At 64.1% G+C, this 11,930-nt stretch carries 10 protein-coding genes; all 10 read right to left on the minus strand.

The window, feature by feature from the left end; all coding sequences use genetic code 11:
• Positions 1-5: 5 nt before the first annotated feature.
• The 10 genes from J1M81_RS10350 to J1M81_RS10395 all read right to left on the minus strand — a co-directional run bounded on the left by J1M81_RS10350 (position 6) and on the right by J1M81_RS10395 (position 11,930).
• Complete coding sequence (locus J1M81_RS10350; protein ID WP_206498010.1) at positions 6-2,531, minus strand: polynucleotide kinase-phosphatase; 2,526 nt, start codon at positions 2,529-2,531, stop codon at positions 6-8.
• Positions 2,528-3,838 carry a 3' terminal RNA ribose 2'-O-methyltransferase Hen1 gene (locus J1M81_RS10355; RefSeq protein WP_283348150.1) on the minus strand — a complete coding sequence of 437 codons (1,311 nt, stop codon included), beginning with the start codon at positions 3,836-3,838 and terminating at the stop codon, positions 2,528-2,530. Before J1M81_RS10355 ends, J1M81_RS10350 begins: the two co-directional genes overlap by 4 nt.
• Before the next feature lie 262 nt (positions 3,839-4,100).
• Positions 4,101-5,291: an elongation factor Tu gene (gene tuf, locus J1M81_RS10360; protein ID WP_032365471.1), complete on the minus strand. Its 1,191-nt coding sequence runs from the start codon at positions 5,289-5,291 to the stop codon at positions 4,101-4,103.
• Positions 5,292-5,393: 102 nt separating this feature from the next.
• Positions 5,394-7,496 (minus strand): elongation factor G, encoded by a 2,103-nt coding sequence (gene fusA / locus J1M81_RS10365; protein WP_206498012.1) that lies wholly within the window; start codon positions 7,494-7,496, stop codon positions 5,394-5,396.
• A gap of 95 nt (positions 7,497-7,591) precedes the next feature.
• Positions 7,592-8,062 (minus strand): 30S ribosomal protein S7, encoded by a 471-nt coding sequence (gene rpsG, locus J1M81_RS10370; protein ID WP_003941856.1) that lies wholly within the window; start codon positions 8,060-8,062, stop codon positions 7,592-7,594.
• A 1-nt stretch (position 8,063) separates the two neighbouring features.
• Positions 8,064-8,438, minus strand: a complete 375-nt coding sequence (gene rpsL, locus J1M81_RS10375; RefSeq protein ID WP_027498160.1) for a 30S ribosomal protein S12 — start codon at positions 8,436-8,438, stop codon at positions 8,064-8,066.
• 276 nt (positions 8,439-8,714) lie between these two features.
• Positions 8,715-9,257 carry a DUF3558 domain-containing protein gene (locus J1M81_RS10380; protein ID WP_032375414.1) on the minus strand — a complete coding sequence of 181 codons (543 nt, stop codon included), beginning with the start codon at positions 9,255-9,257 and terminating at the stop codon, positions 8,715-8,717.
• Complete coding sequence (locus J1M81_RS10385) at positions 9,254-9,772, minus strand: DUF3558 domain-containing protein (RefSeq protein ID WP_027498162.1); 519 nt, start codon at positions 9,770-9,772, stop codon at positions 9,254-9,256. The genes J1M81_RS10380 and J1M81_RS10385 overlap by 4 nt, the downstream gene beginning before the upstream one ends.
• A gap of 72 nt (positions 9,773-9,844) precedes the next feature.
• Entirely contained in the window at positions 9,845-11,260 is a 1,416-nt protein-coding gene (locus J1M81_RS10390) for a guanine deaminase (protein WP_206498013.1), read from the minus strand.
• Between the two features lie 46 nt (positions 11,261-11,306).
• Positions 11,307-11,930: a TetR/AcrR family transcriptional regulator gene (locus J1M81_RS10395; RefSeq protein ID WP_032390459.1), complete on the minus strand. Its 624-nt coding sequence runs from the start codon at positions 11,928-11,930 to the stop codon at positions 11,307-11,309.

Below are 11,930 nucleotides of genomic sequence, written 5' to 3' on the forward strand. Positions count from 1 at the left end.
GGCACCTACAACCGCGGGTCCACCGGCTCCGATTCCAGAGCGAGTACCGCGAACACGGCCTGGTGGATGGAAAAGAGCGGCTCACCGCGAATCGATCTGTCCAGTGCCTCCATTCCTAACGCGTATTCGCGCAGAGCCATCGACTGCTTGTGTCCCACGTTTCGGTTACGCAGTGCAGTGAGTCGATTCGGGTCGGTGTAATCCGCACCGTAGATCAGCCGCAGGTACTCCCGGCCACGAACCTTCATGCCGGGCTGCATCTTTCCGCGCGGCATGTTGGCCGCCGGTTTGACGACCATTCCCTCACCGCCCTGTGCCGTCAACTCCTCCCACCATCTCTCCCCTGCCGCAACCGAATCCGACGATGCCAGATCGACCTCGATTCGACGTGTCGTCGTGAACAGCTTCGGCGCAGTGGCCACCAGTCGATCGGCCAGTGCAAGGTGCCATTCGTGCGGGCGGTCCGCATACGTGCCTGCGTCGGAGGCCAACAGCTGGAACGGGGCGAGGCTGACGCCTGCCAGTCCATCCGTCGGCCAGCTGTACCGCCGATACGCAGCAGTGAACTCGGCGAGGTTGCGCTGCCGACTCACGTTCCGTTCCTGCAGTTCGGACACGGCCAGGCCGCGCGAGGCCGCCCGAGCGAGCACCGACTCCTCGGCCTCGAGATTCGCCCGGGACACGGCCGCAGGTGCCGCATACTCGGACTTGATCAGGCCCTCCGCCTTGGCGGACCACGGCATCAGTTCGCAGTCGAGAACCAGCCAGTGCGAGGACAATTCGTCCCACACGCCGGCCCCCTCCAGAGCGTCGGCCACCCCAGCGATCAGCACCCCGGTCACGGTCTCGTCGAACACCGGCCGACCGGTCCGCGTGTACGCGGTGCCGAGGACACCGTCGGGAGCGTCGAACTTCGCCCGACCGGTGTCGGCATCGCGACACACCACGACGACCACCCGCGAGCCCATGTGCTTCTCCTCGCAGATCACCGTCGACGCACCGAGCGCCCGATACGCGTCGAATGCCTCCGTCGGGTACTCGAGATAACCCTCTCGTTCCGAGGTACGACTCGGTGCCATCGTCGGCGGAAGGTAGTGCAGCCACTGCGGAGCCAAGGCGAACCGGCTCATCACTTCCAATGCGCCCGCGGCATTCTCCGGCCGAATCGACACACGCCCACGCAGCGCAGTCTCCACTCCGGTCGGTCCGATGACGTCCGACAGATCCAGCGACGACGACTCCCGAACGAACCCGCCCAGCGGCCGGGTCGGCTCGTACCAGACCTGCTCCGCCGGCACCGAGACGACCTCACGCTCCGGATACCGCAGCGCCGTCAACTTGCCGCCGAAGACACACCCCGTGTCCAGACACGCAGTGTTGTTCTCCCACTGCACCTCCGGCACGGGAGTGTGTCCGTACAGCACAGTCGCCGACCCGCGATAGTCCTGAGCCCACGGATACCTCACCGGCAGCCCGAATTCGTCGGTCTCGCCGGTGGTGTCGCCGTACAGGGCGAAGCTGCGCACTCGGCCCGACGCGCGGTTGTGGTACTTCTCGATCAACCCCGCGTGCGAAACGACGAGTCTTCCGCCGTCGAGCACCAGGTGTGCGACGAGACCATCACAGAATTCGAGCACCTCGCGGCGGAACTCGTCGGTCTCGCCGTCGAGCTGCTCGAGTGTCTCGGCCGAACCGTGTGAGGCAGTGACTTTCCGACCTCGCAGCGCCTTGACGAGCTTGTTCTCGTGATTGCCCGGAACTGCCAGTGCTGCGCCGTTTGCCACCATCCCCATCACGAGCCGCAGCACACCGACCGAATCCGGCCCACGGTCGACGTAGTCCCCGACGAACACCGCCGTTCGACCCTCCGGCGGCGTTGCACCGACTGCCCTACCGTCTGCGTCGCGCTCGAGCGTGTAACCCAAAGTCGTGAGCAGGCTTTCGAGCTCCGACAGACATCCGTGAATGTCGCCGATCACATCGAAAGGCCCGGAAAGCTCCCGGCGGTCGCTACGCAGCGGGGTACGAACGAACGTCGCCGACGCCACCGCGTCGACACCGTCGAGGACATGAACCGAGCGAAAGCCTTCTTTGGACAGCCCTCGCATCGAGCGCTGCAACTGGGACTGCTGGCGGCGCAGCACGTCTCGGCCGAACGTCCTGTCGCTGCGGTCCGCGTTGCGCTGTGCGCAGACCGGTTCCGGCACGTCGAGCACCACGGCAACCGGCAGGACATCGTGCTCACGAGCCAAGGCGATCAGGGCCTTGCGAGCCGCCGGTTGCACGTTGGTGGCGTCGACGACGGTGAGCAGACCGGCCCGCAGCCTGGTTGCGACGAGAAATTCCAGGAGCGCGAACGCGTCCTTCGTGGCGCTCTGCAGGTTGGGGTCGTTGCTGACCATCCCTCGACAGGCATCACTCGACACGGTTTCGTACGGGCCGAACCGGTCTGCAGCGAAGGAGGACTTCCCCGATCCACTGATGCCGACGAGGACGACGAGGGACAGGTCCGGAATCTCGTAGGTACTCACTGGGACTGCTCCTCTCTGGTGAATAGCGCGATCTGGGTAGGGCTGCCGAGCACGTCGTCGACGGGTCCGATGCGGTCGAAGCGAACGGTGTAGGCGTGTGCGTCCGCCACCGACGTTGCCCACTGCTCGAATTGGGCACGGGTGAACTCGAATCGGTGATCGACGTGCCGAAAGGCCCCGGCGTCGAGGCCCGGGTACAGCACGTTGTATTCCGAGTTCGGCGTGGTGACGAGCACCGTCCTCGGACGGGCCTCTCGAAAGACCGAGCGCACCAACGCCGGAAGGCGTTCGAGGTCGATGTGCTCGATGACCTCCATGAGCACCATCGCGTCGAATCCCTGCAACCGCACGTCGCGATAGGTCGCCGACGACTGGAGCAGTTCGATGCGTCCACGCTGCCGATCCGACATCTCGTCGAGCCGGAGCCTGCGCTGCGCCTTCGCCAGCGCACGATCACTCACGTCGGCACCGAGTATCCGCTCGATTGTGTTGTGCGCAAGCAACTCACGCAACAGGCGACCCTCGCCGCACCCCATGTCGATGACCGACTTCGCACCGGCAGCATCGAGTGCAGCCAGCACCGCATGTAGTCGTTGCTCGGCCAACGTCGGATCCCGTGGGATGGCAACCTCTTCGGGGGCATCCGGGACCAGACGATCCAGTGCGGACTCGACGAGCTCCCGACGGTGCGCCAGATACCGGGAGGCGATCAACGACGACTCCGGGTGATCACCGAGCCAATCCCCTGCTGCCCGAACGAGTTTGTCCGCCTCGTCCTCACCGACCCAATAGTGCTTGGTGTCGTCGAGCACTGGCAGCAGTACGTACAGGTGCCGCAGCGCAGCCGACAGAGCAAAGGTGCCGGTGAGTACCAGATCCACGTATTCGGAGTCGCCCCAGTTCGGCTGCGTCGAATCCAGTGGGATCGGGGTGGCCTCGACATTCCATCCGAGGGGACCGAACAGTCGAGGCGCAAGATCAGTCGCACCGCGCGACGGCGCGGCCGGCATCGTGACGATCAAATCGATTGCTGCAGAGACCAATTCGGGTCTTGTGGTACAGACGCCTGCCAGCGTCTGCTTGAACAGGCGAGACAACGCCACAGCAAGCCCTGATGCAGCCGGACTCTTGCCGTCTGTGGCGTCGAGCAGTACTGCAAGGGTTGTCCGCTCTGCCGAGACCTCGGGATACAACACCGTGGTCTGACCCATGGGCAGATTGCGGGTCTGTACGCGATCGGGGTGCTTGTGCAACAAATACCCGATATCGGAGGCGTCCGGGAAATCGGTTGTGGCATTTGCAGTCACGGTCAGTAGCACCGCAGCGACGTTACGGGACAGCCGCGTCCGATGCGTCCCATTTTTCGGTCGTGTACTCCCCTCTACCCGCCGGATCAATGCGACTTTGTTGCAGTCTGAGCGACTGAAACCCACATTAATCCCGACGGGAGGGCCGTCCAACGGGAGGGCCACACAAGGGAGGCCGCACATTGAGGAGGTCGCGTGCACACGCAAAAGCGGCACCCACCAAAAGGTGGGTGCCGCTTTCGTAGAGCTGGGTGAAGCTAGATCACTTGATGATCTTCGTGACGCGACCGGCTCCGACGGTACGACCGCCCTCACGGATTGCGAAACGCAGGCCGACATCCATGGCGACCGGCTGGATCAGCGTGACGGACATCTCGGTGTTGTCACCGGGCATGACCATCTCGGTGCCCTCGGGGAGGGTCACAACGCCCGTAACGTCCGTGGTACGGAAGTAGAACTGCGGGCGGTAGTTGTTGAAGAACGGCGTGTGGCGGCCGCCCTCGTCCTTGGACAGGATGTAGGCGTTGCCCTCGAACTCCGTGTGAGGAGTCGTGGTGCCGGGCTTGATGATGACCTGTCCACGCTCGACGTCTTCGCGCTTGATGCCACGAACGAGGAGGCCGACGTTGTCGCCTGCCTGACCCGAGTCGAGCAGCTTGCGGAACATTTCGATGCCGGTGACGGTGGTCTTGGTCGAGCCGGGGCGGATGCCGACGATCTCGACCTCTTCGTTGACGTTGACCGAGCCGCGCTCGATACGTCCGGTGACCACGGTGCCACGACCGGTGATGGTGAAGACGTCCTCGACGGGCATGAGGAACGGCTTGTCGGTCTCACGGACGGGGTCCGGAACCGAGTCGTCGACGGCCTGCATGAGCTCCAGAACCGACTCGCCCCACTTCTCGTCACCCTCGAGTGCCTTGAGTGCGGAGACCTTGATGACCGGTGCGTCCTCGTCGAACTCCTGCGAAGCGAGGAGCTCGCGGACCTCCATCTCGACGAGCTCGATGATCTCGTCGTCGTCGACCATGTCGGCCTTGTTCAGTGCGACCAGGATGTACGGCACGCCGACCTGGCGGGCCAGGAGCACGTGCTCGCGGGTCTGCGGCATCGGGCCATCGGTAGCTGCCACGACCAGGATTGCGCCGTCCATCTGTGCCGCGCCGGTGATCATGTTCTTGATGTAGTCGGCGTGACCCGGTGCATCGACGTGCGCGTAGTGGCGCTTGTCGGTCTGGTACTCGACGTGGGAGATGTTGATCGTGATACCACGAGCCTTCTCCTCCGGAGCCTTGTCGATCTGATCGAAAGCCGAGGCCTCGTTCAGGTCCGGGAACTTGTCGTGCAGAACCTTGGTGATTGCAGCCGTCAGCGTCGTCTTACCGTGGTCAACGTGACCGATGGTGCCGATGTTGACGTGCGGCTTCGTCCGATCGAACTTCGCCTTCGCCACTGTGTGTCCTCCTGGACTGATCTGTGCGGGCCCCGACGGGGCACGCACGCGTATGTGTTGTTACTTATTACAGGTCGAGCGTGGTCCAGCAAACGAAGAGAATTACTCTCCGTTGACCTTCGCGATGATTTCCTTCGCTACGTTCGCGGGAACTTCTGCGTACGAATCGAAGACCATGGAGTAGTTAGCGCGGCCCTGCGTCTTCGACCGAAGGTCTCCGATGTAGCCGAACATCTCCGACAGCGGAACCAGTGCCTTGACGATACGGGCACCGCTGCGTTCCTCCATGGCCTGGATCTGACCACGGCGGGAGTTCAGGTCGCCGATGACCTCACCCATGTAATCCTCGGGCGTGATGACCTCGACGGCCATGACGGGTTCGAGGATGACGGGGCTGGCCTTACGGGCGGCTTCCTTGAACGCTTGTGAGCCGGCGACCTTGAAGGCCATCTCCGACGAGTCGACGTCGTGGTACGCACCGTCGAGCAGTGTGACCTTGACGTTGACCAGCGGGTATCCGGCGAGAACACCGTACTGCATGGCGTCCTGTGCACCGGCGTCGACCGAGGGGATGTACTCCCTGGGCACACGACCACCGCTGACCTTGTTCTCGAACTCGTACGTCGCGCCGTCTTCGCCCTCGAAAGGCTCGAGCTTGATGATGACCTTCGCGAACTGGCCGGAGCCACCGGTCTGCTTCTTGTGCGTGTAGTCGTGCTTCTCGACCGTCTTGCGGATGGTCTCGCGGTACGCAACCTGCGGCTTGCCGACGTTGGCCTCGACCTTGAACTCGCGACGCATACGGTCGACGAGGATGTCGAGGTGGAGCTCGCCCATGCCGCCGATGACGGTCTGGCCGGTGTCCTCGTCCAGCTTCACCGAGAACGTGGGGTCCTCTTCGGCGAGCTTCTGGATGGCTGTTCCCAGCTTCTCCTGGTCGGACTTGGTCTTGGGCTCGATCGAGACCTGGATGACCGGGTCCGGGAAGCTCATGGACTCGAGGATGATCTGGTTCTGCGGATCGCAGAGCGTGTCACCCGTCGTGGTGTCCTTGAGGCCGATGACGGCGTAGATGTGACCGGCAGACGCGGTCGCGATCGCGTTCTCCTTGTTGGAGTGCATCTGGAACAGCTTGCCCAGACGTTCCTTCTTGCCCTTGGTCGAGTTGATGACCTGAGCGCCGGAGTCGACCTTGCCCGAGTACACCCGGACGTAGGTCAGCTTGCCGAAGAAGGGGTGCGTCGCGATCTTGAACGCGAGAGCCGCGAACGGCTCGTCTGCGGACGGCTTGCGAGTGATCTCCTTCTCCTCGTCGCCGACGGCGTGTCCGATGGTCTCGGCAACGTCGAGGGGAGACGGGAGGTAGTCGATGACCGCGTCGAGCATGGGCTGAACGCCCTTGTTCTTGAACGCGGATCCACACAGGATCGGGTACAGCTCGCTGTTGACCGTCATCTTGCGGATGGCGCCCTTGATCTCGTCGATCGTGAGCTCTTCGCCGCCGAAGTGCTTCTCCAGAAGCGCTTCGTCGGACTCGGCCACGGTCTCGAGCAGCACCGTGCGGTACTCGTCTGCGCGCTCCTTGAGGTTTTCCGGGATCTCCTGGATCTCGTACTTCTCGCCGAGCTTGGTCTCGCCACTCCACACGAGAGCCTTCATCTGCACGAGGTCGATGACGCCCTCGAACTCGTTCTCTGCACCGATGGGCAGCTGGATGACCAGCGGCTTGGCACCGAGACGATCGATGATGGTCTGCACGGTGTAGTAGAAGTCCGCGCCGAGCTTGTCCATCTTGTTGACGAAGCAGATACGCGGCACGTCGTACTTGTCGGCCTGACGCCACACCTGCTCGGACTGCGGCTCGACACCTTCTTTGCCGTCGAACACTGCGACAGCGCCGTCGAGGACGCGGAGCGAACGCTCCACCTCGACGGTGAAGTCGACGTGACCGGGGGTGTCGATGATGTTGATCTGGTTGTCGTTCCAGAAGCACGTCGTGGCAGCAGAGGTGATCGTGATGCCACGCTCCTGCTCCTGCTCCATCCAGTCCATGGTGGCTGCGCCATCGTGAACTTCACCGATCTTGTAGGAGATACCGGTGTAGAAGAGGATGCGTTCGGTAGTGGTGGTCTTGCCGGCATCGATGTGGGCCATGATGCCGATGTTGCGGACCTTGTTGAGGTCGGTCAGCACGTCCTGTGCCACGAGTTAACCCGCCTTGGTGTTGGAAGAGGTATTGCCTGAGCTGATCAACGCTCCGGCGGTATCGGATAGTTCCGAGTACCGCCCGAGCGAGGAGATCACCAGCGGTAGTGGGCGAACGCCTTGTTGGCTTCGGCCATCTTGTGAGTGTCTTCGCGGCGCTTCACAGCGGCACCGAGGCCGTTGCTGGCGTCGAGCAACTCGTTCGCCAGACGCTCGACCATGGTCTTCTCACGACGAGCGCGCGAGAACGTGACCAGCCAGCGCAGTGCCAGCGTGGTGGAGCGGCCGGGACGAACCTCGACGGGCACCTGGTAGGTGGCACCGCCGACGCGTCGGCTGCGAACCTCGAGGGCCGGCTTGACGTTGTCGAGTGCACGCTTGAGCGTGACGACGGGGTCGGTGCCGGTCTTCTCGCGAGCCTGCTCGAGCGCCTGGTAGACGATGCGCTCTGCGGTCGACTTCTTGCCGTCGAGAAGGATCTTGTTGACGAGCTGCGTGACCAACGGCGATCCGTAGACCGGGTCGTTGATCAGCGGCCGCTTGGGTGCTGGGCCCTTGCGTGGCATATCAGCTCTTCTCCTTCTTGGCTCCGTAGCGGCTGCGAGCCTGCTTGCGGTTCTTGACACCCTGGGTGTCGAGCGAGCCGCGGATGATCTTGTAACGCACACCCGGGAGGTCCTTCACACGACCGCCGCGAACGAGCACCATCGAGTGCTCCTGCAGGTTGTGGCCCTCACCGGGGATGTACGCGGTGACCTCTACCGAGGTGGTCAGGCGAACGCGCGCGACCTTACGGAGAGCGGAGTTCGGCTTCTTGGGGGTGGTGGTGTACACGCGAGTGCACACACCACGGCGCTGGGGACTGCCCTTGAGGGCAGCGGTCTTCAGTTTCGCGACCTTGTCGGTGCGACCCTTACGGACCAGCTGGTTGATCGTTGGCATAAACCGGCTTTCTTCGTGTCGATAAACAGGGATCTAGCAGTTGGAGCAAGAGAACACTGCTCCTCACCCATGACGTCTCCGCGGGTCTCTTGCACCCCGCGGTCGGGTGTGTCGCATACCCCCACACGTCCAGCCGGTTGCGCGCTCTCGAGACGAACGTGCGCACGGCTGTACCTCGCATAGGCACACAAACGGTCCGGCCAGGCCGGACACGACCCATAACGATACCCGGCGGCGCGGCCTCGGGTCAAAACACCCTTCGCTCTGATACGCAACCTATCTGCTCAGGTTGAGTGTGAGGTCTGCCAGCTTCGCTGCCGCCTGGCAGGGATCGGGGTGTGCGACGCCCGGACGGTACTGCACCCACCACCCGAAGATGCCCGCCTGGTCCGCTCCGGCCGACACTCCGCACGAGTCCGGGTCGTTCGGGCGTTGAGCCTGTATTGCCTTGCGGCCCTGCACTGTTGTGTCGCTGACGGTGTACGTCATCTTCTCGTCGGCCGCCCGCTCGGCGGCCAGGGTGCCGGACTCGAACCAGTTGAACGTCACCTTCACGATGCCCGCGGAACCGATCAGATCCCATCGGCAGATCGCTCCGAAGAAGCCGCGAGCGATGTCGTCGGCTCCGGTGGCATCGGCGATCTGGTCGTCGGAGACGGCATCGCACTCGGTCAACAACTTGGTGAATTCTTGGTTGCCCGATCCGGCGAAGCTCGCCGGCCGCGCCGTGCCCTCGACCGACTGAGAGCAACCGGCCGCGAGCAGCAGGGTCGCGGCGGCGGCGAAAACCCGTCTCGTCGTACTTGCTCGAGTCTTCATTGTTTGCGCTCCACGGTCAGCTTCGCCAGCTCGTTGCCGACGTCGCACGGCGGGCGCGCCGGGATCTGTTCGGAGTAGGTGACCGACCAATGGAAGAAGTCGTCGCCGAATTGCACACCGATCTCGCACAACGGGCCCTGCTCGGCTTCGAATCCGGGGTTGCCGTCGATGGCGATGTCCTTGGCCGGACGGCCGATCAGTTCGGAACCGGCGCGTTCGCGGCCGATCGGACTGCCGCGGTACCAGGAGAAGCTGACGCTCGGTCCGCTGATGGCCACGGTTTCCCACTGGCAACCGACGGAGTTGCGGGTGACTTGGGCAAACGGTCCGGCACCGAACGCGGCCTGCACCTCGGCGTCGCTGATCGATCCGCATTCGCCGAAGAACGGGCCGGGCTCGTACGCGGCCTTGCTCGTCGACGGCTCGGGCGCGGTATCGGCGGCGTCGGTATCCGAGCCACCGCAACCTGCGATCAACGCGGCGACCGCGGTGATCACCAGTGTCACTCGCTTCATGCCGTCCTTCGCGTGCTGGTCCGATGCTGCAGTTCGCGTCGCACCGAACCTACCAACCGAACAGGGCAGCGGTCATGTGCCGTGCACAGCGCGTCCTTGGACGTACACACCCACGATGGCCGGCTCTCGCATGGCCATCAGCAGGGCGAACAGGGTCTGGTCGCGGGCCAGCTCGGGGTCCTCGGCCCGCACGCCGTGGTCGACGGCCGCGGCCAGCTGCGGCCACGCGTCGGGATCGACGACGACGAAGTCCGCCTCTTTCCCCACGTCGAAGTTGCCGATGCGCTCCTCCATGTCGAGTGCACGTGCCCCGGCGAGCGTTCCGGTGAACAACAGTTCGGCCGGATGCAGCGACAGGCCTGCGTCTCCCGGTTCGGAGATGTGCACCTTGAACGCGTCGGCGAGCACCTGCGGTAGTAGCCACTCGTCACCGCCGCCGAAATCGGACCCGATGGCGATGGTGACCCCGGCGGCGACGGTTCTCTTCCACGGCATCGTGCCCGAGCCCAGGAACTGCTGCGACGTGGGGCAGTGCGCGATGGACGTACCCGTCTCTGCCAACCTCGTCAGTTCCGCGTCGTCGCAGTGCACCGCGTGCGCCAGAATCGACCGTCGACCCAGCAGGCTCTTGCCACCTACTTGCGAGCCCGGCAGGAACTTGCCGTCGTAGGTGTCCAGGTAACTCTCGACCTGGTACGCACCCTTGGTGGCGTCGATCTCGCCCGTGCCCGGTCGGTTGTTCTCGTTGAGGTGTGTGTGGAAGTAGACGCCACGTGCCCGCACCGAGTCGTAGAGCTCGCCGAGGTTCCTCAGCGTGTCCGTGGTCACCGACAGCGAGAACCGCGGCACGACGGCGACGTGCAGCATGGCGGTGTCGACGTCGCCGGTGTCGGCGGCGTGCCATTTCTCGATTTCTTCCGACACCAGCCTGATGGCCTCGTCCTCGCCGGTGATCAGTGCGTGCGCCGACGCGGGGCCGGTGGTCTGGATCCCGCGACCACTGACGATGCGTAATCCACGTCTCGAGGTCTCCGAGAACAATGCGTCCTGGGCATGGGGGAAGGCCGACCCGAACACCATGGCCTGCGTCGTCCCGGCGCGAATGCGTGCTGCGCAGAAGTCGCGCGCGGCCGCCGCCGCGAATTCCGGATCGGCGAATCGTGCTTCGGACGGAAAGATGCACGTGTTCAGCCATTCGAGCAATTGCCCGCCGCCGTAGGAGTCACCGGCGTAGGTCTGTGGGAAATGAATGTGCGTGTCGACGAATCCCGGCAGCAGAAAGCCGGGCCGGTGATCCGACACATCCGAATGGGCGTAGTGCGTTGGCAGAGAATCGAACTCGCCGCAGAACTCGATCCTGCCCTCGCCTGAGACCACGAGGGCACCGTCGGGAATCGAGACCAACGACGCGGCGGCGTCCAGCACTGTGGGCGAGCCCGCGATGTGAAAGATGTGGCCACGGTGGACGCGTGCGGAATCGGAAGTCACGAGCAGACTCAAGCACAGGTGGATCGGAACTGCAGATCGTGCGCGTCTAGTGCGCTACCGCTCCTGCGGCGGACAGCCGTGCGTTCAGCGAGGCGTCGAGCACATCGGCCCAGGCTCGCACGATTTCGACGCGGCGACGCGCGTCGTCGGTCAGGACGTCCGCAAGACCGAGCCCACGCGCCAGGTCGAGCGTCGCCTGAACCAGACGGTGGGTGACGGGATCGTTGTCGTCGACTCCGAGGTTCTCGACAGCCATTGTGTGTGCTCGACGACCGAATCGCTCTTCGAGTGGCACGATCCGATCACGCAGTTCCGGATCGGCCGACGCCGCCGTCCAGACCTGCAGTGCCGCTTTGAACATCGGACCCGTGTAGTACTCGACGAGCCGTTCCACCACCAGTTTCGTTCGGCCGGGGCCGGGCGGAATCTCCTGTGCCTCGCGGCGAGCATGGTCCATCCGAGTGTCGAACATGTACTCGAGTGCCCCGGTGATGAGGTCCTCACGCGTCGGGAAATGGTGTTGGGTGGCACCGCGAGAGACGCCGGCGCGCTCGGCGACGACCCCGACCGTCGTTGCGCTCCAGCCCTGCTCGGCGAGCGAGTCGATCGTCGCCTCGAGCAGTCGCTGACGCGTCACCCTGCTGCGATCCTGCTTGGGTTCGCGCGCCAT

The sequence above is a fragment of the Rhodococcus sp. KRD175 genome, assembly GCF_017168275.1.
GTDB classification, from domain to species: domain Bacteria; phylum Actinomycetota; class Actinomycetes; order Mycobacteriales; family Mycobacteriaceae; genus Rhodococcoides; species Rhodococcoides fascians.